Annotated in this window: 22 protein-coding genes; 10 read left to right on the top strand and 12 right to left on the bottom strand. The window is 60.5% G+C overall.

Features of this window, described 5'->3' with window-relative positions:
* Positions 1–24 precede the first annotated feature (24 nt).
* From ACR2R1_RS22790 to nifH, 12 genes are all read right to left on the bottom strand, one after another.
* Positions 25–1,125: a YgfZ/GcvT domain-containing protein gene (locus tag ACR2R1_RS22790; RefSeq protein WP_434112098.1), complete on the bottom strand. Its 1,101-nt coding sequence runs from the start codon at positions 1,123–1,125 to the stop codon at positions 25–27.
* Entirely contained in the window at positions 1,104–1,754 is a 651-nt protein-coding gene (locus ACR2R1_RS22785; RefSeq protein ID WP_434112096.1) for a nitrogen fixation protein NifQ, read from the bottom strand. The genes ACR2R1_RS22790 and ACR2R1_RS22785 overlap by 22 nt, the downstream gene beginning before the upstream one ends.
* Positions 1,754–2,059: a ferredoxin III, nif-specific gene (gene fdxB, locus ACR2R1_RS22780; protein WP_077729070.1), complete on the bottom strand. Its 306-nt coding sequence runs from the start codon at positions 2,057–2,059 to the stop codon at positions 1,754–1,756. The genes ACR2R1_RS22785 and fdxB overlap by 1 nt, the downstream gene beginning before the upstream one ends.
* 9 nt (positions 2,060–2,068) lie before the next feature.
* Positions 2,069–2,257, bottom strand: coding sequence for a CCE_0567 family metalloprotein (locus ACR2R1_RS22775; RefSeq protein ID WP_077729069.1), 189 nt, complete (start codon positions 2,255–2,257; stop codon positions 2,069–2,071).
* Positions 2,258–2,372: 115 nt separating this feature from the next.
* The gene (locus ACR2R1_RS22770) at positions 2,373–2,852 is read right to left on the bottom strand and encodes a NifX-associated nitrogen fixation protein (RefSeq protein WP_434112093.1); all 480 of its coding nucleotides are present in this window, start codon (positions 2,850–2,852) and stop codon (positions 2,373–2,375) included.
* A complete protein-coding gene (gene nifX, locus ACR2R1_RS22765) occupies positions 2,845–3,267 on the bottom strand; it encodes a nitrogen fixation protein NifX (RefSeq protein WP_077729124.1) in 423 nt (140 codons plus the stop codon). Before nifX ends, ACR2R1_RS22770 begins: the two co-directional genes overlap by 8 nt.
* Positions 3,268–3,310: 43 nt before the next feature.
* Positions 3,311–4,903, bottom strand: coding sequence for a nitrogenase iron-molybdenum cofactor biosynthesis protein NifN (nifN, locus tag ACR2R1_RS22760; protein ID WP_434112091.1), 1,593 nt, complete (start codon positions 4,901–4,903; stop codon positions 3,311–3,313).
* Positions 4,904–4,912: 9 nt separating this feature from the next.
* Positions 4,913–6,601 carry a nitrogenase iron-molybdenum cofactor biosynthesis protein NifE gene (nifE, locus tag ACR2R1_RS22755; protein WP_156879330.1) on the bottom strand — a complete coding sequence of 563 codons (1,689 nt, stop codon included), beginning with the start codon at positions 6,599–6,601 and terminating at the stop codon, positions 4,913–4,915.
* 288 nt (positions 6,602–6,889) lie between these two features.
* Positions 6,890–7,237, bottom strand: a complete 348-nt coding sequence (locus ACR2R1_RS22750) for a 2Fe-2S iron-sulfur cluster-binding protein (protein WP_077729065.1) — start codon at positions 7,235–7,237, stop codon at positions 6,890–6,892.
* A gap of 144 nt (positions 7,238–7,381) precedes the next feature.
* Entirely contained in the window at positions 7,382–8,941 is a 1,560-nt protein-coding gene (gene nifK / locus ACR2R1_RS22745) for a nitrogenase molybdenum-iron protein subunit beta (protein ID WP_077729064.1), read from the bottom strand.
* Positions 8,942–9,034: 93 nt separating this feature from the next.
* On the bottom strand, positions 9,035–10,504 hold the full coding sequence (gene nifD / locus ACR2R1_RS22740) for a nitrogenase molybdenum-iron protein alpha chain (protein ID WP_077729063.1): 1,470 nt from the start codon (positions 10,502–10,504) through the stop codon (positions 9,035–9,037).
* A 99-nt stretch (positions 10,505–10,603) separates the two neighbouring features.
* Positions 10,604–11,485: a nitrogenase iron protein gene (gene nifH / locus ACR2R1_RS22735; protein WP_077729123.1), complete on the bottom strand. Its 882-nt coding sequence runs from the start codon at positions 11,483–11,485 to the stop codon at positions 10,604–10,606.
* 534 nt (positions 11,486–12,019) lie between these two features.
* On the opposite strand from nifH, the gene ACR2R1_RS22730 reads away from it, so the two are divergent.
* The 10 genes from ACR2R1_RS22730 (at position 12,020) to ACR2R1_RS22685 (ending at position 18,759) form a co-directional block, all read left to right on the top strand.
* A complete protein-coding gene (locus tag ACR2R1_RS22730) occupies positions 12,020–12,445 on the top strand; it encodes a response regulator (RefSeq protein ID WP_077729062.1) in 426 nt (141 codons plus the stop codon).
* Positions 12,442–12,876: a group II truncated hemoglobin gene (locus tag ACR2R1_RS22725; RefSeq protein WP_347258239.1), complete on the top strand. Its 435-nt coding sequence runs from the start codon at positions 12,442–12,444 to the stop codon at positions 12,874–12,876. Before ACR2R1_RS22730 ends, ACR2R1_RS22725 begins: the two co-directional genes overlap by 4 nt.
* Before the next feature lie 9 nt (positions 12,877–12,885).
* Positions 12,886–13,470, top strand: coding sequence for a hypothetical protein (locus tag ACR2R1_RS22720; RefSeq protein ID WP_347258238.1), 585 nt, complete (start codon positions 12,886–12,888; stop codon positions 13,468–13,470).
* 22 nt (positions 13,471–13,492) lie between these two features.
* Positions 13,493–14,308, top strand: a complete 816-nt coding sequence (locus ACR2R1_RS22715; RefSeq protein ID WP_077729059.1) for an NAD(+)--dinitrogen-reductase ADP-D-ribosyltransferase — start codon at positions 13,493–13,495, stop codon at positions 14,306–14,308.
* Complete coding sequence (gene draG / locus ACR2R1_RS22710) at positions 14,308–15,228, top strand: ADP-ribosyl-[dinitrogen reductase] hydrolase (RefSeq protein WP_434112087.1); 921 nt, start codon at positions 14,308–14,310, stop codon at positions 15,226–15,228. Before ACR2R1_RS22715 ends, draG begins: the two co-directional genes overlap by 1 nt.
* A 76-nt stretch (positions 15,229–15,304) precedes the next feature.
* Complete coding sequence (locus ACR2R1_RS22705; protein ID WP_434112085.1) at positions 15,305–15,655, top strand: GIY-YIG nuclease family protein; 351 nt, start codon at positions 15,305–15,307, stop codon at positions 15,653–15,655.
* An 11-nt stretch (positions 15,656–15,666) separates the two neighbouring features.
* Entirely contained in the window at positions 15,667–15,996 is a 330-nt protein-coding gene (locus ACR2R1_RS22700; RefSeq protein WP_077729056.1) for a Rieske 2Fe-2S domain-containing protein, read from the top strand.
* A 135-nt stretch (positions 15,997–16,131) separates the two neighbouring features.
* Entirely contained in the window at positions 16,132–16,566 is a 435-nt protein-coding gene (locus tag ACR2R1_RS22695; protein ID WP_434112083.1) for an ArsC/Spx/MgsR family protein, read from the top strand.
* A 202-nt stretch (positions 16,567–16,768) separates the two neighbouring features.
* Entirely contained in the window at positions 16,769–18,379 is a 1,611-nt protein-coding gene (locus ACR2R1_RS22690) for a SagB/ThcOx family dehydrogenase (RefSeq protein ID WP_434112081.1), read from the top strand.
* A gap of 116 nt (positions 18,380–18,495) precedes the next feature.
* Positions 18,496–18,759: a hypothetical protein gene (locus tag ACR2R1_RS22685; RefSeq protein ID WP_077729053.1), complete on the top strand. Its 264-nt coding sequence runs from the start codon at positions 18,496–18,498 to the stop codon at positions 18,757–18,759.
* Positions 18,760–18,790: the final 31 nt, after the last annotated feature.

The raw sequence follows: 18,790 nt of genomic DNA, 5'->3' as shown, positions 1-18,790 counted from the left end.
TGCCGACCTACGTCTGGAACTCCGCTATTCGATGAAGCGAAGCCCAGGTCCTTGAGCATCCGCTAACCGAACTTCCCCTTGATCCTTTTCTTCGATCTTCACCACCGCAAGAAGAGCCGTCCGCCCATCCGGATGGCGCGTGGCGGAGACCACTGTTCCGACGCTTTCCGCAATGCCTTCGATATGAAGCGTGGTACCGGGCGGCGGAACCGAATCGCTGGCGACGTAGGCCAGGTATAGGCGACGCTTGAGTTGCCCGCGGTAATGCAGCCGCGCGATGACTTCCTGTCCCGGATAACAGCCTTTGGTGAAACACAGGCCGCCCAGGGCCTCCATGTTCAGCATCTGCGGAATGAACTCGCCGGCCGTTTCCGGCAGCAGCAGCGGTACGCCGGCCAAAATGTCCAGCAGAGACCAGGCGTCCCGCCCTACGGGCGAAACACTGGACAGAAGGCTTTTCCACGTTTCGGCAACCGCCGCCGCGCTGCCGACAAGAACCCAGCGGGGGTGCGGTTGTCCAGTGATCGCCATCAGGGTGCAAGCCCCGTAGCTGCGGGTATCCCCGGCCTGTTCGGGCGGCGGCGCGCCGAACAAGGCGGCGAGCCGGGATTCCATGCTCGGACCGGATAAACCGACGCGGACCAGGTCGTTGCCGGCATCAGTGAGAGTCGCCTTGACCCTGAGAAGGTATAGTTTCAATCCGGTTAAAACCGACTTCACGAGACCTTTCGGCAGAAGAAGGTGAAAGGCACCGTCGTGCACGAACAGCCAGAACGTCGCCTGCGCCCTTCCCTTGGCGTCGCACCAGGCGGTGAACAGTCCCTTTTCCGCCGACACCAGGCGCACGTCGCCGGTGAATAGACTCGCCAGAAATTTCTGGGCGTCGTCGCCCTTGACTTCGATCAGTCCGTAATGGGACAGGTCCGCCATCACATCGGCGCTCAGCGCCTGCCGGCGCTCGGCTTCGACATGCCGAAAGTCGATGACTCCGGAATCGTCGAACCGCGCTCCGCTTTGTTCCAAAACCGCCTGCCATAACCCGGGGGGCGATTCCGCCGCGGTGCAAGCGCCCGCGGGAGGCGCCTTGCCGAGTCCCGGTACGGTCATCGCTTCGCCGGTTGCCATGCGCTTTCCTCCTCGGGTCCGAAACAATTGGAATATTCGACGCACTCCGCGCAGCTGGGGGAGCGGCAGACGAAGGCCCCATCGCGTTCGCAGAGCTGCTTGTAGAAAAACTTCTTCCAGCGCATGCCGCCGGTATTTCGAGCGAACAGCACGGGAAAACGGCGTGCCAGAAGATCGGATAAGGCCTTTCGGTCGGGCAAGCCCATGTCCTGCCAGAGATGGTCGTCCCCCATGCAGCAGGCGGCGATCGCGTAAGCCAGCCAGCGGCTCTCCCGGCTGTCGTCGCCGCGGTGTTCCAAAAGCAGCGCCACGAGATCTTCGAATTCGTCCGTCTCTATCCGGCGGGTTTTGGTGCCCGCAAGCGATGCTTTCAACGCCGGCGTGAGATAAATGCTCGCGGCGCCCGGAAAATACCGGTCGAGCAGCCCCTCGAACTCATCCGCATCGAGCCCGAAGGCCGCCCGCCCCGTCAGCCGGGACGAACTCCGCGCCATCTCGATCGCCGAAACGAAGGTGCGGGTCACGGAGTCCTGCGGGTCGCGGGCGTAGCCCATCAGCGGATCGTAATGAACCGCCGAGGGAACGGGCGCCGAAGCGTTCGGGATGGGCTGGCGCATGGGGGCTGGCATCAGGCTGCCGCCGCTTCGTGGGTATAGCACTGCTTGGGGCATATCTTGGCGCAAGCCTCGCACCCCACGCAGTTCGCGACGTTGGCGATCGACATCACTTTCTTGTCGTATTCGTCGTCCTCGTCCTCGTCCTGGCTGAGCGTGACTATTTCGCCGTCCTCGTTGACTCCGACCATCTCCAGGACTTCGCGTCCGCAGACCTTATAGCAGCGTCCGCAGCCGATACATTTCTCCTGGTCGATGATCTCGACAAATTTGGGGGTCCATACCTTGCCCCCGGGTAGGGTGACCGTAAATTCGCTCATCGTAGACTCCTAACCAGCGCTGGTTTTGCGGAATTCGTCCAGTTCACGATAGGCCTGATAGGTTTTCTCCGCGACTTCCAGGATTCGCTCCCAGCCGGTGGGCAAATCCTCGGCCAAGTCGTGGAGATCCATTTTCAGCGCGGTCGCCTGGGCGTTCAGTTTTTTCAGTTTGGCTTTCGTATCTTCTGCGTCTGTCATGGGTGCCTCGTTGGTTTGCCGGTTCGGGCGGGGTTCCGTCGATGACTGTGCCCCGCCTTCTCGCGGTTTCCGGCGGGTTACGGCCGGGTCCGGCCTGACCCACCCTACGTTGTTCTCAACTGTAGCGGGCCACTTCGGAATATTTGTTGATCATGTCCACTCCCGCGGACACCAGTTTCTCGCCTTCCTCCGCGAGTTTTTCCATGGACGGAAATCCGAACCGGTGAACGTCGCGCAACTGCTTGTTCACCACGATCAGCCGGCCGGCGATCAGTACCATGCGGCCGAAGCCTTCGTGCGACATCTTCATCATGGGCGTGACCATGACCCCGCTGGCCCGCTCGATGGAAAGGCCGACGGCGTTATAGAACAGGTCCAGACGCCACAAGGTCTCGGGGTCGGGATCGCCGACGATGGGAATCGCCTGCCGCTTCTCCTTGGTGAGGATGTAAGGCTCGAGCAGCATTTCGTCGCTCTTGCCGTCCCAGGTGCCGTAGGAATCCTGCGCGCGCCATTGCTTGACCAATTCCTTGATGAACGCCGACTCCATGGGCGATGCCGCGCCTTCGGTTTTTACTGCCAATGCTTCAGCCATGTTCCACCTCTTCTTCTTCAAAATCGAATTCACGGTCCTGCCCCTTGCCTTCCTTCGCCAGCACCTTGCGGAGCCAGGGCGGCGGAGTGCCTTTGAGGACCTGCTGGAGTTTGTCCAAGAGATCGGTGATAGGCTCGGGCTGCGGAACCTTCATGGGATGTATGCCCTGGGCCACCACCCGCGCCGCGCCGGAACCGCCGATGGCGGCGACGTAAAGAATTGCGCAGTCCTTGATGGCTTCGAGCTTCGGAGCCAGCTTGTCTTCGTTGCCGTCTTCCTGCAGGTCGCCCTCGAATTGCACGGCTTCGAGGAAGCGATAGCCCTCCGCCGACAATTCATAGATGGCGATGTTCTTGGCCCATCCGAAATGGGCGTCGACCCGTTGTAGGTCTTGGGTAGAGAATGCGACCTTCATGCTTCCTCCGCGATAAAAGGATTCGTTTGATTGAGCTTCCGGCTTAATGAGCCGCAACCGCCGCCGTGCCAGCACGTTCGTTCTCCTCAGAGGTTGCGGAAAAACCGTCGCGAGCACCCTGAGGACAAGGAGCCCGGAGCACAGGACCCGGAGTGTACGTGGAGGTACATGAGGAGTGCTCGCCGCATCCTTGCGGCTCGGGCAAGGCCCCGTGCGCTGCACGTCCCAATCCGCTCCCGGCGGATTGGTCCGAGCACCGCGCGACGCCGTCATCGGGGTGCGCAGTAGGTTTTTCCGCAGCCTCCTCGGGTCGATACCAGGTTTCAGGCGTGGGCTCATGGCCGTTGGCGATGAACATATTGGCAATCTCGAAAATGAGGTTGCGGGTCCCGCGATAACCGACGATGGTCTGATGCGCGGCGCCTAGTCGATCGAACATGGGGATGCCGATGCGGTAGAACGGAATCTTCAGTCTTTCCGCCGCTTGCCTCCCGTGAGAGTGAGTCATCAGAAGATCGCAGCCGGCGCCGCGAGCTTCCAGGTCTTCCAAGTCGCCGATCAGGACTTCCTCTGTGGAGATTCGCTCCAGCAGCGGAGAGGCCGTGGTCGTCACCGCCGCGGCGGTTTCGGCGCCGAGTTCCCTGGCCCATTCGCTCAGGGTCCAGAGCAAGTCGGGCTCGGCGCCTATGGCGATTTTCTTGCCGCCGAAATGGAAATGGCCGTCGAGCATGGCGTCGACCAGCTGGCCGCGCTGGCGGCGGATCTTGGTCGGAACCAGCCGTCCGCTGATTCGGGCACACAGGCTGATTAGCGCATCGTTCGGCTCGAGCCCCGTGAGCCGATCGAACAGGGTGTAGGGAACCCCGGTCTTGGCTTCCAGGGCGACCGCGGCCTCGCGCATCTGTTCGCCGACCGCGATGGTATGCGCGGATCGTCCGAGGCTAGCGATTTCTTCCAGGGAAATGCCGCCCAGGGTGGTCGGCGTGAAATCGTCAGGGATGTGGCCGTCCAGGGAGCCCGAGAGGTCCGGCAGGACCAGGACCTCAAGGCCGAAGGCTTCGAGCACGTCGCGGAGTTCGTCGATGTCTCCGGGCGTAAGATGGGCGCCCGGCAAAAGATTCACCCGGTTGGGAAGGCGCGCGGCGCCGACCGGAACCGGTTCGACCAGTTGCTCGACCAGCTTGGTCACGGTCTTGGCCCAGCCGTCCTGAAACGCGTCCTTGAAATCGGGCGTCGACACATAAACAAGAGCGATGTGGTCCAGCTCGGGATGCTTCTCCCGGATCAGCTTGATATAGGCGTCCACGTCGTCGCCCTTGGTCTCGGTCACGCCGGTCGACGAGATGCCGATGATGGAAGGCTTTTGCCGGTTGGCGATCGTGATGACCGCCTGCTCCACGTTTTCGAGTCCGCCGAGCACGGTCGCCACTTCGCTCATGGCGGTAGTCTGCAACGGAATCGCTTCCTTGAAATGCCGCACGAACAGGACCAGTCCGAACGAGGTGCAGCCCTGCGAGCCGTGGAAAAGCGGCATGCAGTTCTTGATCCCCATGAAAGCGAGCGCGCTGCCGATCGGCTGGCTCATCTTCAAGGGGTTGACCGAGCAGGATTTCTTCGGGGTGATCACGGTGGCCATGGCGTTACCTCATGCGGCCTGCTGAGCTTGCGACGCGGCTTTCCCTGCGTCCGGGTGCCAGTGGTCCATCGTTTCGAGAATCTTTTCCAGCTTGCCTTTGCAACTGCCGCAGCCCGTTCCCGCCTGGGTCTTTTCCGACACCGCGTCCGCCGAGCTCAATCCATGCTCGACGATGGCGTCCTCGATAGCGCCGCGAGCGACCGATTTGCAATTGCAAACCGGAGTGGAACGGCGTTTTTCGCGAGCCAGTTCAGGATTCGCGGCCAAGACAGCCGCCTCGGCGGCGATGGCGGAATCGGCCACCTCTTCCCACGTCGCTTCTTCCCAGGGCGCGCGCTTCCGCACCTGTTCCCAGACCGGGTTGTACAGCGCCTTGTCGATTTCCTTGACCAGTTCGACCATGCCGACGTAACCCATATAGGCGTGATGGCGTTCCTGGTTGATGTCCAGCCACGGCATCTTGGCCTTGAGGGCGACGAACTGCGAACGGCCCCCGGACAGCATGATGTCGGCCTTGGCATCCTTGAGCATCTTGTACATTTCGCGCGGCGTCATGTCGTCGATCATGTGGGCGTCTTCGCCCATGATCTCCTTGATCCGCTCCTTGTCTTCCTTGGTCGACTTCTTGACGCTGGTCCCGACGATCTCCATGCCGGCTTCCTGAAGCGCGGCCACCACCGACCAGGATTTCACGCCGCCGGTGATGAGCAGCACCTTTTTGCCGGTCAGGCGCTTCTTGTACGGCTCGATGGCGGCCCACGCCCGCGCTTCCTCCCGGGCGATCAGGGCTTCGGTGCGTTCCATGAGTTCGGCGGGCGCGCCGCGCTCGATCAGCAGGCGCGAGATTTCCCGAAGCGCCTCGCTGGTATCCTCGATGCCGTAGAAGGAGCCTTCGAAGAACGGAATTTCGTAGCGTTCCTCCATCTTGCGGGCGATGTTGATCATGGATTTCGAGCACACCATCATGGCCGCCCTGGCGCGGTGGGAGCTGGCCACGTCCTTGTATTTGGCGTCGCCGGAGATGCAGCACAGGATGCGGATGCCGAGCTCGTCCAGCAGCGGCTTGACCTGCCACAGCTCGCCGGAAAGGTTGTATTCGCCGATGATGTTGATGTCGTAAGGCGTGGTGTGTTCGGGCTCCTCGGTGCCGATGACGTGGTCGAGGATGGCCTCGCCCGCCAGTTTGTTGCCGAGGTTCTTGGGACCCACGAAGCCGGGCGAATTGACCGGTACGACCGGCTTCCCGAATTTTTTCGAGGCCGCTTTGCACACGGCTTCGATATCGTCGCCGATCATGGCCGGCACGCAGGTCTGGTAGACGAAGACCGCCGGCGGATCGTATTTGTCGATGATTTCCTTGATCGATTTGAACAGTCGCTTCTCGCCGCCGAAAACCACGTCGGTTTCGTTGATGTCGGTGGTGAAGCCGGTGCGCCAGAGATTGGAGCCGGAGGATTTGGAGCCGCGGTTGTCCCAGGAGTTGCCCTCGCAGGCGATGGGCCCGTGAACCAGGTGAGCCACGTCGGTGATGGGCTGCAACGCGATCTTGGCGCCGTCGAAAGCGCAACCGCCGGCCGCTCCGCCAGGCTGCAACTGCTTCGTGCAGCCTTTCTTGCGCTCCTTTTCCGACTTGCCCTGGTTTTTTCCGCAACCGGGCTCGTTGAAAACGTCTTGAATCTTGTTGGATAAGCTGCTCATGGGTTACTCCGCTCTCCAGGGCGCTGCGACAGTAGGGGCACCTCGAAAAACCGTCGCGAGCGCCCCGAGTGCAAGGCGCCCGGAGCACAGGAACCGGAGTGTACATGGAGTACATGAGGATTCCGAGCACCGCGCAACGCAGCACATGGGGGCGCGCAGTAGGTTTTTCGAGGTGCCCTAGAGTAGGTCGGGAATCTCTTCCCGACGCCTTCGTCGGCAAAGGATTGCCGACCTACGACCATATCGTTCAAGCTGCTCATAACCCCTCCGGCTTAGGCTATCGGCCCTTTAGAATCGCACTACGATGTCCTCGTCACGGACGATGTACTGGCAGGCCAGCCGCCAGGGCGGCGGTTCGTCCGTCAGTTCCGCCTGCTCGATCTGCTCTCGGGTGATTTTTCCGGCCAGCCGGAGCACGGTCTTTTCCTTTTCGGTCAAGTGCATGCCCATGGGCAGCTTGTCGGAAAGAACCGTAACTTCCACGGCGCAGGAACCGCATTCCCCGTTTTCGCACTCGAAATGGATGGGAATCTTGTTCTTCTGCGCCACCGCGAGCAGCGTATGGCAGTCGCCGGCGGTGGCATACACCGTGACGTCCTTGCGCATCGCGGGCGAACTGAAAGTCACATTAGCCATTAATAATCCTCTGCTTGGTTAAAAAGTGCCGTAGGGCGGGTTAGCCGGTAATCCGGCGTAACCCGCCGATTCCGCGATAGGCGGGTTACGCTCCGCTAACCCGCCCTACGACTCTGGATGTGTCCGACCTGATAGCTTCCAACCCTACCGAATGATGTCGTAGCTGTAGTCGGTTTTGGCCGGCACGATGGTGTTCTTGTCCATCTCGTCGAAGATCTTGTCCAGAATCCAGACGAGAACGTTCATCGCGCCTTGGTAGCCCCATACCGGATAGCGGTGATGGTGATGCCGATCGAATACCGGGAAGCCGATGCGGATCAGCGGGGTTCCGGTGTCGCGCTCCAGGTACTTGCCATAGGTGTTGCCGATCAGGAAGTCGACCGGCTCGGTGAACAGCAGCGAGCGCATGTGCCACAGATCCTTGCCGGCGTACACGTGGCAGTTCTTGCCGAAGGGCGAGGAATCGAACAGCTCCTGCACCTTCTTTTCCCAGGCTTTACCGCCGTTGGTGGCCAGCACGTGGGTCGGTTCGGCCCCCAGTTCGAGCAAGAAGGCGGCCAACCCCAGGCAGAGGTCGGGGTCGCCGTAGATGGCGAACTTCTGACCGTGAATGTGCGCGGTCGAATCGGCGATCGCATCCACCAGGCGTCCGCGTTCCTTCTCCAGGGCTTCCGGAATCGGCTTGCCGGTGATGCGCGAGATCTCCATCAGGAATGCGTCGGTCGCCTTTACGCCGATGGGATGATTGAACGCGACCGTTTCCTGGCCGTGCTCCGCGATGAACGGCAGGGTCTTTTCCGTGCTGAATTCCTGCATGGAGATGGTTGCCTTGGCGTGCAGAGCGTTAGCGGTTTCTTCCAGAGTGGTGCCGCCGTCGTACATGCGGAAGGTGCCGTCGGTGGGCGTATCCCAAACGTCGCTGTTATCCGCGAGAATGGTGTATTCGACGCCCATCAGATCGAAGATGCGTTTGACTTCACGCAGATTGCCGACCGTGTAGCCGTCGAAACCGCCGATGAAGTTGATCTTCTCGTTGGGCACGCGCGTCAAGGGAGCCGTGGTACCCGCCTTGCCGTCCCAGAAGTGCCACAAAATACCCTTGAGCACGTTGTCGTAGCCGGTGATATGGCTGCCGACGAAGGCCGGGGTATGGGCGAAAGGCACATCGAATTCCGCCGGCAGGCTGCCCTTTTCCTTGGCGGTCTTTATGAAGGCGTTGAGGTCGTCGCCGATCACTTCAGCCATGCAGGTGGTCGATACCGAGATCATCTTCGGCTGGTACATGTTGTACGTGTTGGCCAAGCCGTCGACCATGTTGCTCAAGCCCCCGAATACTGCGGCATCTTCGGTCATGGACGAAGACACGCACGACGACGGTTCCTTGAAATGGCGGCTGAAGTGGCTGCGGTAGTAGGCGACGCAACCTTGCGAACCGTGCACGAAGGGAATGGTCCCCTCGAATCCCACGGCGGCGAACACCGCACCCAACGGTTGGCAGGCCTTGGCCGGATTGACCGTCAGGGCTTCGCGGGCAAAGTTCTTCTCCCGGTATTCCCAGGTCTTGGCCCATTCCCTCACCTCCTCGACTTTATCGTCCGATTCGGCGAATTCGAATTCTTTCTTTTTGTTCTCGAACAATTCCACATATTCCGGTTGGCGGAACAGGTTGAAGTGATCGAGCACCTTCTCTGCATTCTGGCTCATGATGTAACTCCAAAGTAGCGGTTGTAGGGTGCGACGTGCGCACCGGGTCGGTCTGGATGGTGCGCGCGGCGCACCCTACTCTCCCTCACCGGACTAGGCGTGGGCCCCGTTCCGTTTCCAGGGTGTCTTGGCCAAACTCCAGACCGGATTGTTGATGGCCATGTCCATGTCGCGGGCGAAGATGGCGAAGCCGTCATAGCCGTGGTAAGGACCCGAATAATCCCAGGAGTGCATCTGACGGAACGGCACGCCCATCTTCTGGAAGACGTACTTTTCCTTGATACCCGAACCGACCAGGTCGGGCTGGATCGCTTCGACGAACTTCTCGAACTCAAAGCCAGTCACGTCGTCGTAGATCAGGGTGCCGTCCTTGACGTAGTGAGTGGTACGCTGGTAGTCGTCGTTGTGGCCGAACTCGTAGCCGGTACCGACGATTTCCATGCCGAGATCCTCGTAAGCGCCGATCACGTGACGCGGGCGCAGGCCGCCGACGAACAGCATGACTTTCTTGCCTTCCAGACGCGGACGGTACTTGGCGATCACCGCATCCATCAGCGGACGGTACTTCGCGATGACGCGCTCGGCACCTTCCTTGATCTTGTCGTCGAAGTGGCTGGCGATATTGCGCAACGACTCCTCGATCTTGGTCGGGCCGAAGAAGTTGTATTCCACCCACGGAATCCCGTACTTCTCTTCCATGTGACGCGAGATGTAGTTCATCGAGCGGTAGCAGTGGAGCACGTTCAGCTTGGCCTTCGGAGTGTTCTCCAATTCGGCCAGGGAACCGTCGCCGGACCATTGGGCGATCACGCGGAGACCCATTTCCTCGAGCAGGATGCGGGACGCCCAGGCATCACCGCCGATGTTGTAGTCGCCGATGATGGATACGTCGTAAGGCGTGGTCTTGAACTCGGGATGCTTGTCGCCCGACTTGTCGAATACCCAGTCGCGGATCGAGTCGTTTGCGATGTGGTGGCCCAAGGACTGCGAAACGCCGCGGAAACCTTCGCAGCGCACCGGCACTATGGTCTTGCCGTCGTATTCCTTGGATTTTTTCTTGGAGACCGCTTCGATGTCGTCGCCGATGAGACCGATCGGGCACTCCGACTGCACGGTGATGCCGTGGTTCAGCGGGAACAGATCCTGGATCTCGTCGATGATTTTCTCCAGCTTCTTGTCGCCGCCGAAGACGATGTCCTTCTCCTGGAAGTCGGAGGTGAACTGCATCGTGACGAAGGTGTCGATGCCGGTGGTGCCGATGTAGTAATTGCGGCGCGATGCCCAGGAGTACTGGCCGCAACCGACCGGACCGTGGCTGATGTGGATCATGTCCTTGATGGGACCCCAGACCACACCCTTGGAGCCGGCGTAAGCGCAGCCGCGGATGGTCATGACCCCGGGGATCGACTTGACATTGGATTTCACCCCGCAGTCGGGCTTGCCTTCCTCAAATGTGCCGAGGTGCTTGGCACGCCTTTTCGCGGTCTTCTCCGGGTAGACCGACAGGACCTCGCTAATGAGTTCCTTGTTTCTCTGTTTGGTTTGCTCAACTGTGAGGCTCATGTTGCTCTCCAGATTCAGTTGTTGGATGGATGACGCTTGAAGGAGAGGAGCGGGCCGGGCGGATCGTTTGCCGTGAGGTCCCGCTCCCCAACCAACTTCTTACGCCGCGATTTCCGCCGCGGTCTTGCCGACCTGCGACTCGTCGATCTGCTTCATGATGCCGTGGGCCATCAAGAGATCCTCGAGCTCGTCCATGGTGATCGGGGTCGGGATGATGCCGTTGCCGGAATTGTTGTGGATCTTCTGAGCCAACTGACGGTACTCGTTGGCCTGCTTCGAATCCGGAGCATATTCCATGACGGTCATGCGGCGGAGTTCCGCGTGCTGCACGATGTTGTCGCGCGGCACGAAGTGGATCAGCTTGGTGCCGAGCTTACCGGCCAAAGCTTCTGCCAATTCCAGCTCCTTATCGGTCTGACGTTCGTTGCAGACCAAGCCGCCCAAACGTACGCCGCCCGAGTTGGCGTATTTCAGAATGCCCTTGGAAATGTTGTTGGCCGCGTACATGGCCATCATTTCGCCGGACATGACGATGTAGATTTCCTGCGCCTTGTTTTCGCGGATGGGCATCGCGAAACCGCCGCACACGACGTCGCCGAGTACGTCATAGGAGACGTAGTCGATGTCCTCGTAGGCGCCTTCTTCCTCCAGGAAGTTGATGGAGGTGATAACGCCGCGACCTGCGCAGCCGACGCCCGGCTCCGGACCACCCGATTCAACGCAACGGATGTCGCGATAGCCGACTTTCATTACGTCCTCGAGCTCGAGGTCTTCTACGCTGCCGGCAGCGGCCGCGAGGCTGAGGATGGTATCCTGCGCCTTTGCGTGAAGGATCAGACGGGTGGAGTCGGCTTTCGGGTCGCAGCCGACGATCAGGATGCGCTGACCCATTTCGGCCAGAGCCGCCAGGGTGTTTTGGGAAGTGGTGGATTTGCCGATGCCGCCTTTCCCGTAAAAAGCGATTTGTCTCAAATCTGACATGATCAATCTCCAGTCAATAAACACGTTGATCGATAAAACCTCTGTGGCCAGCAAATCCGCCGAAAGAAAAAATGTCTGGCTCAAACACGGCGAGCTTTTCTTTTTTTTCTTCTGCCGCTCACCGTTTCTTTCGGTGAATGGACGAGTACTGGTCGACAGCTACCGAGCAACGACTGTGCCACACGCAAAACACAACACTTAAGCTCTTGTTTATTCAGCTGAAAATTTCCCATTCCTCGCCGTTTTTGTAGCTTTTCGAGCAGCGATCAGGTGTTACTAACCGGACAAAACCATACGGTTTGTAAGGAACGATACAAACGATCCGGACTGCTCCGAATCCAATGTCGATCGCCCGATAAACGGAAAATCAGGCACTTCGGCCGCCGTCAGCTCCCGCCGAGCTAATGGAACGAAGATTGCTAAAGGTTAGGCGTCACTCGTGAGCGTGCGCGGGTCGTCTCCTATGCCTTATGGCAGTCCGAGAATATTTCCCGCCGCTTGCGCGATCGCTTCAATACACTCGAGGAGTAGCCCATGCAGATCGGTGTAGACACAGAAAGGGCCGTGGACAACAGACGGGTGTTCGTCGTCGACAGCGACGAAATCACCAGCGCGGCCCTACAGTTCATGCTTCACGACGAAATCGAAACGCACGAGTTGTCCAGCCTGGACGCCGCCTATGCCAAGGCGAAGGACTGGAAACCGGACGTGCTGCTTTTAGGGATAGGCATCGTGCAGGAAAAAGGCATCGAAGTCCTGGCGGATATCCGGTCGAAGATTGCCGACCTCAAGATCATCCTGGTCGCGGACTCCGCAACCGATCCCCTGGCCAAGGAATGTCTCAAGAACGGCGTGAATTCCATCCTGCCGAAACCCCTGACCATCGAAAAGACCCGGCAAAAGGTCGATGCGCAGTTGGGACGCAAGGTGAAACTGAGCATACCGGTTCAAGTGGTGTGAAACGGTCGCCCACGCTTCCACTCGCCACGGCGGTCACGCTTCCGGCGTCGGTCGACAATCCTCACTACCGCCAGATCGGGGGTGAGCAAGCCGTACGCCGCTTGGTCGAGCGTTTCTACCAGTTGATGGACGAGCTGCCCGAAGCGCGGGCCATTCGGGCGATGCATCCTCCGGATCTCGCTCCGGCCAAGGAGAAGCTGTTCCTGTTTCTGTCCGGCTGGCTCGGCGGCCCGCCGCTGTATGCCGAGCGCCATGGACCGCCACGGCTTCGGCAGAAGCATCTGCCCTTCCCCATCGACACCGCCGCGCGGGATGCCTGGATGGCTTGCATGAACCGGGCGCTGGAGGAGCAAGTTTCCAACGCCGATCTGCGAGCCCAACTCGCCGCTTCTTTTTTCAAAACCGCAGATTTTCTTCGCAACCAACCCTGAAGGAGTGTTATGACCACTATCACCGAAACACCTCTCGCCAGCCTGGACGCCGAAAAGCGTCTCATCTCTCCGGTTTTCAAGGGAGAGACCAAACCGGGATATTTCGGTTTCCGGGGCGAGATCGCCTTGAAGTTCGCGCAACAATTCAGCGATGAGGCGCGGCCCCCTGAGATCCGCTTCGATCAGGTCATGATCGTCGCCAAGGCCGGCGAGCCGACCATCCCGTTTCTGGCGGGCGTGGCGCTGTCCCTGGAGCACCTCAAGCTGTTGTGCGAGGTCGTGGGGGACAAGCTGTCGCCCACCGGAAAATATTTCTTCTTCGCCGGCAACCTGGATATCTCGAGCCGCTATCAGATCGCTTACGGCGGGACCACCTTCTGGGTGCTGCCGCTGGAGGAAGCGACCGTGTACAACGAACTCCGCGACTTGTTCAACATCGATCGCGGCGATCTGAAAAAGCTCGACACCGCCGGCAAGCTGCAGATCATCGCCGACGCCGCCGCCGAGTTCACCGAGAAGTTTCCGGAAATCACCTTCGAGGAAGGCCTGAAGATCATGGGGCCGATCAAGATCCCCGAGAATCGGCCCGTTTAGACGGAATGGGATTCGCCCTTGCATGGCGCAAGACATCGCCCGCATCGGTCACAGCACCAATCTGGTAGGCGTCCCGACCGGGCTCTTGGCCAGCACGGCATTCAACGAGCACCCGCTGCCGCTGCATATCAGCGGCGTGCGGGAAGCGAATTACGGATTGTTCGATCGGCTCAGGGAAGCCGAGGACGCTCAAACGGCGGCGGAGATCTTTCAGGAATACATGTACGTCCTGTTCGGCCTCAACGGCGAACCGCCGGCCGGGCAGGACGGTACCGGTCCGCGCCGCTTCCGTTCCAGCTATCTGAAGCTCTTGAGCGGCTGGGGGTTCGATTCCAACAATCCCCAGGGCGCGGTTCTCAAGGGCTGGGTGGAAAGCCGCTTCGGCCTGTTTCCGACCTTCCACAAGGAGCCCTTGACGCGCTTCACCTCTCCGGCCTGGATCGCCTATATCGAGGAAAAGATGTCGAGCCGTTTCCACAACAACAGCATCAATCTCCAGCTCGACCTGATGTATGAATTCTGCCAATGGGCCATCGCCCGTTTCGGCTTGTGGGGTCGACGCCATGTCACCCTATACCGGGGCGAGAATCACTTCGACGAACAGCGTCAGATCGGTCCCCGCGAGGGCCGCTGGCTCAATGTGCGGCTCAACAACCTGGTGTCGTTCACGGCAAACCGGGAGACCGCCTGCGAGTTCGGCGACTTCATCCTGGAGGTACAGGTGCCCGTGGTGAAAATCTTCTTCTTCAATAACCTTTTGCCGCGCCATCCGCTCAAAGGCGAATGGGAATACCTGGTCATCGGCGGCGAGTATCGGGTCAAGGCCTCCTACTACTGATGGACACGCAACTACTCCATGACCGCGCCCTCGGTGCTTATTTGGGACTCGCCGTCGGCGACGCTCTGGGCGCCACCGTGGAGTTCATGACGCCGCGGGAAATCCGGCATCAATACGGCGTCCACGACAAGATCGTCGGCGGCGGCTGGCTCAAACTCAAAGCCGGACAGGTGACCGACGATACCGAAATGTCCCTGGCACTGGGCGGGGCGATCATCGAAAGCGGCGGCTGGGACCTCAAGGCCGTGGCGGAAGCCTTCGCCGCGTGGCTCAAGCGAAAACCGCCGGACGTGGGCAACACCTGCCGCCGCGGCATTCGCCGCTATCTGCTGGACGGAAGCCTTTCCGGACCTCCGAACCCCGGCGACGCAGGCAACGGCGCCTGCATGCGCAACCTGCCGGTGGCCCTCGCCACCTTGGGGGATGCGGACGCCTTCTCCCTGTGGACGCTGGAGCAGTGCCATTTCACCCACCACCATCCGCTCTCCGACGCGGCCACGCTGACTCTGGGCCGCATGGTGCAGCGCCTGGTTTGCGGCGGCTCGCCGGAAGACTGCCGTCCGCTCGTCGCGGCGCTGGTCGAGACCCATCCGGAATTCTGCTTCGATCCCTATCCCGGACGCGCCAGCGGCTACATCGTCGACACCGTACAAACCGTGCTGCATTTTTTCCTCGGCACGGACTCCTTCGCCGGCTGCGTCGTGGGCGTCGTCAATCAAGGCGATGACGCCGACACCACCGGCGCGCTCGCCGGCATGCTGGCCGGGGCGGCTTACGGAGTCTCAGCCATCCCCGCGCGCTGGCTGAAAAGCCTGGACACCGAGGTGGTACGGCACATCGAGCGGCAGACCGCCGCCTTGCTCGGAATCGCGGACGAACACGCGCAATCGCCGGGCTGGGTTCCGCCAACCGGCACTTGACTTCGAGAGGACGGAAATCATGGGCAATTTTTCGATCGCGTTCGAAGGTTATTGGAGAGAAAAGAAAAAGAGAGGGATGCCCGCTAAATCCGGGGTCTATTGCGTTTACACCTGTATCTACAGCGGCAAGAAGCAGACCTGCTCGCCGCAGAAGCTCATCTATATCGGCGCCTCGGAAAACGTTCGCGACTGCCTTGAGGATCACGTCAAACAGGCCGATTGGGAATCCCACATCGACACCGGCGAAGAACTCTGCTTCAACTTCGCCCCGATGGATGCCGAAACGCTCGAACGCTGCGCGGCGGCGCTGATCTTCAAGCACAAACCGCCGGAAAACAGCGAATACGTCCGCGACTTTCCGTTCGATACCACCAGTCTCACCCTGTCCGGTACCGCCGGATTTCTGTCCAAATCATTTACCGTGTGAGGATTTTCAACATGTTTACGAAAGCCTGCGACTTGAACGAACTCCGGGAGGGAAAATACGAAGTGGTGGCGGTCAACCGCACCCTGATGCTGGTGGTTTGGCCACAAGGCGACCAGCCCCGTGCGTTTCAGGGGCTGTGTCCGCATTTCAAGGAGCCGCTGGCCGATGCCCGATTCGATGGCAAAACCCTGACCTGCGCGCACCACGATTGGGCATTCGAAGGCGCTACCGGGGCCTGTGTCAAGGGCAAGCCCTGCACGCTCGCCGAATATCCCCTGAAGATCGAGGGCGAGGAGGTGCTGATCGATACCGACGGGATTACGCCCGTGTTCGTCGGCTAGCCGGAGCAGAGGCGTAGGATGTGCTGAACGCAGTGAAGCGCATCGTTCGCGAGTGATGCCTGTCCTGAGCCTAGTCCAAGGGCGCTTCGTACCTCAGCGCATCCTATGAATTCTCCTACAAAGCGGATCGAATCCATGGCAACCATTCTTTTTTACGAAAAACCCGGCTGCGCCAATAACGCCCGGCAGAAGCACCTGTTATTGGAAGCCGGACACGAGCTCATCGTTCGCAATCTTCTCGAAACCCGCTGGACCGCCGAAGATCTGCGCGCGTTCTTTGGCGATAAGCCGGTGTCCGAATGGTTCAACCGGGCGGCGCCCAGAGTGAAATCCGGAGAGGTGGTGCCGGAAGCGTTCGGTGAACAGGAAGCGCTGGCTCTCATGCTCGAAGATCCCCTGCTGATAAGACGGCCTTTGATGCAAGTGGGCGAGCGCCGGGAAGCGGGTTTCGACACGCAGCGCGTCCACGACTGGATCGGTCTGGCTCCGGCGATAAGCGACGGTTCGAACCTCGAACAGTGCCGGCGCGCCGAACACTGTCCGACGCCGGCCGGGAAGCATTCAGTCTGATGAATTCTGATAAGGCCTGCGTCGGGAAAGGATTCCCGACCTACGAATCCGCCACCGAGGAACGCCGAGTAGGTCGGCAATCCTTTGCCGACTTTAGGGCGTGCGTCGGGAAAGGATTCCCGACCTACCAACCCACCACCGAGGAACGCCGGGTAGGTCGGCAATCCTTTGCCGACGCCATGAAGCTACCGGGGGCGCAACCATGAATACCGTATCGGACGCTCTGGCGCGGGTACTGGCCTATCACGAGCGGACCAAGCATCGGCTGGAGCGTTATGCCGCGGGACCGGAAACGCTCGATTGGGACAGCCAGCCAGACCCGTTCCGCCGTTTCGAGGGCGCCCCCGCGATCCGGCTGCCCTTGGCCGCGGATCGGCTGGCGACGCCCTTCGGCGCTTTGTCTACACCCGAAACCGTGACGCCGCAAGCGCTTTCGCTCGAAACCGTCGGTATCTTGCTGGAATTGTCCCTGGGACTCTCGGCCTGGAAAGAGTACGGCCCGGACCGCTGGGCCCTGCGCTGCAATCCGTCCAGCGGCAATCTGCATCCTACCGAAGGCTATGTCGTCTGCCTATCGGTTCCCGAGGTTCCCGACGGCGTGTACCACTATGTCAGCCGCGATCATGTCCTGGAGCAGCGCTGCCGGTTTGCCGAGCCCTCCACGGCCCCGCGACTGTTCGTCGCCTTGAGTTCGATCCACTGGAGGGAAGCCTGGAAATACGGCGAACGGGCCTTCCGCTATTGCCAACTGGATACCGGCCATGCCATCGGCGCATTGCGCTACGCCGCAGCAACCCTGGGCTGGCGCCTTAGTTGGGTGAGCGGTATCGGCTTTGCCGAATTGGCCGCCGGTCTCGGGCTCGATCGGGACGAGGACTTTTCCGGAGCCGAGCGGGAGGAAGCGGAGCTGCTGCTCGAAGTGATCGCAGATCCCGACGACGCGAATTCCGGGAAGTTCGATCCCTCGGAGCTGGTTCCGCCGGAAAGCGCGTGGAGCGGGCGGGCCAACGTGCTCGATCCCCATCCCATGTACCGCTGGCCGACAATCGAAGAGGTCGCGGAAGCAACCCGAGCGCTCGCCACTCCGCCCGAACCCGGCGTGATCGAAACCTACCCGCCGAGGCGGACCGATTGCCCGGAGCCGGCTGCCGCGCTCATCCGGCAAAGGCGCAGCGCGCAACATTTCGACCGGCGAGAAGTACTGAGCACCGCGGGCTTTTACCATCTGCTGGATGCCCTGCTGCCCTGCCGGATTACGCCCTGGGACGTGTGGAACCTCACCCCGCGCGTGCACCCGGTGTTCTTCGTGCATCGCGTCGAGGGGCTGGAGCCGGGACTCTATGCCCTTCCGCGCCGGACCGCGATCGAACCCGAACTGAGAGCCGCCTTCCGTAGCGATTTCTCCTGGACCAAGCCGGCGGGTTGCCCGGAACATCTGCCCTTGTTCAGGATCGCGGAGGCCGACTGCGGCAAGCTGTCCAGAGCCCTCCACTGCCACCAGGCGATCGGCTCGGACTGCGCTTTCGCCTTGGGGATGCTGGCGGAATTCGAGCCGATCGTCGCCGCGCAGACGTGGCGCTATCGGCAATTATTCTGGGAGGCGGGGCTATTGGGCCAGGTGCTCTATCTGGAGGCGGAAGCCGTCGGCATCCGCGGGACCGGCATCGGCTGCTATTTCGACGATGTCTTTCACGACCTCCTCGGACTTTCCGGCCGGGCCTTTCAGTCCCTGTACCACTTCACGGTGGGTTTCCCGCTGACCGACACGCGGATACTCACCCTGCCGCCCTATGCGGGGCGCGATCCGGACTGATCCGCGCATGACAGTACGACTTTTTACGAATCCCGAGAACAGTTCATTGAGCATTACGGTGGATAGATACATGAGCAAGATCACTGATGGTACGACTGCGGAAGGAGAATCAAGCGATGCCTGACACACAGGAACCTGTAATCGTCGTGGCGGAAGGCGAACAGTATGCGCTCTTGTCCAGCGGAAACGGCGCCACCTACATACTCCGCTCAAAGGAAGACCGGGCATCGACTTACATCGAGGGGGACGATGTCGCGGCGTTTCTCACGGAATTCGACACAGTGAAGGCGCAGTACCCGAACTACGACACCGATCGGCTGCTGGCCCAGCTTTGGGACCAAGGCGGCTATAGCTGGATGGCGACTCCGGACGAGGAATGAACGAACCGGGCAAGTACTTTGAATATCGAGG

This window comes from Methylocaldum sp. GT1TLB (assembly GCF_051027445.1).
Classification (GTDB): domain Bacteria; phylum Pseudomonadota; class Gammaproteobacteria; order Methylococcales; family Methylococcaceae; genus Methylocaldum.
The sequence above is the reverse complement of the archived record's forward strand: the minus strand, read 5'-3'. Positions and strand labels throughout refer to the sequence as shown.

Bases quoted from the DNA above. Each gene is read 5' to 3' on its own strand.
- ACR2R1_RS22790 (WP_434112098.1), bottom strand. From the start codon at position 1,125: ATGGCAACCGGCGAAGCGATGACCGTACCGGGACTCGGCAAGGCGCCT.
- ACR2R1_RS22785 (WP_434112096.1), bottom strand. From the start codon at position 1,754: ATGCCAGCCCCCATGCGCCAGCCCATCCCGAACGCTTCGGCGCCCGTT.
- fdxB (WP_077729070.1), bottom strand. From the start codon at position 2,059: ATGAGCGAATTTACGGTCACCCTACCCGGGGGCAAGGTATGGACCCCC.
- ACR2R1_RS22775 (WP_077729069.1), bottom strand. From the start codon at position 2,257: ATGACAGACGCAGAAGATACGAAAGCCAAACTGAAAAAACTGAACGCC.
- ACR2R1_RS22770 (WP_434112093.1), bottom strand. From the start codon at position 2,852: ATGGCTGAAGCATTGGCAGTAAAAACCGAAGGCGCGGCATCGCCCATG.
- nifX (WP_077729124.1), bottom strand. From the start codon at position 3,267: ATGAAGGTCGCATTCTCTACCCAAGACCTACAACGGGTCGACGCCCAT.
- nifN (WP_434112091.1), bottom strand. From the start codon at position 4,903: ATGGCCACCGTGATCACCCCGAAGAAATCCTGCTCGGTCAACCCCTTG.
- nifE (WP_156879330.1), bottom strand. From the start codon at position 6,601: ATGAGCAGCTTATCCAACAAGATTCAAGACGTTTTCAACGAGCCCGGT.
- ACR2R1_RS22750 (WP_077729065.1), bottom strand. From the start codon at position 7,237: ATGGCTAATGTGACTTTCAGTTCGCCCGCGATGCGCAAGGACGTCACG.
- nifK (WP_077729064.1), bottom strand. From the start codon at position 8,941: ATGAGCCAGAATGCAGAGAAGGTGCTCGATCACTTCAACCTGTTCCGC.
- nifD (WP_077729063.1), bottom strand. From the start codon at position 10,504: ATGAGCCTCACAGTTGAGCAAACCAAACAGAGAAACAAGGAACTCATT.
- nifH (WP_077729123.1), bottom strand. From the start codon at position 11,485: ATGTCAGATTTGAGACAAATCGCTTTTTACGGGAAAGGCGGCATCGGC.
- ACR2R1_RS22730 (WP_077729062.1), top strand. From the start codon at position 12,020: ATGCAGATCGGTGTAGACACAGAAAGGGCCGTGGACAACAGACGGGTG.
- ACR2R1_RS22720 (WP_347258238.1), top strand. From the start codon at position 12,886: ATGACCACTATCACCGAAACACCTCTCGCCAGCCTGGACGCCGAAAAG.
- ACR2R1_RS22715 (WP_077729059.1), top strand. From the start codon at position 13,493: ATGGCGCAAGACATCGCCCGCATCGGTCACAGCACCAATCTGGTAGGC.
- draG (WP_434112087.1), top strand. From the start codon at position 14,308: ATGGACACGCAACTACTCCATGACCGCGCCCTCGGTGCTTATTTGGGA.
- ACR2R1_RS22705 (WP_434112085.1), top strand. From the start codon at position 15,305: ATGCCCGCTAAATCCGGGGTCTATTGCGTTTACACCTGTATCTACAGC.
- ACR2R1_RS22700 (WP_077729056.1), top strand. From the start codon at position 15,667: ATGTTTACGAAAGCCTGCGACTTGAACGAACTCCGGGAGGGAAAATAC.
- ACR2R1_RS22695 (WP_434112083.1), top strand. From the start codon at position 16,132: ATGGCAACCATTCTTTTTTACGAAAAACCCGGCTGCGCCAATAACGCC.
- ACR2R1_RS22690 (WP_434112081.1), top strand. From the start codon at position 16,769: ATGAATACCGTATCGGACGCTCTGGCGCGGGTACTGGCCTATCACGAG.
- ACR2R1_RS22685 (WP_077729053.1), top strand. From the start codon at position 18,496: ATGCCTGACACACAGGAACCTGTAATCGTCGTGGCGGAAGGCGAACAG.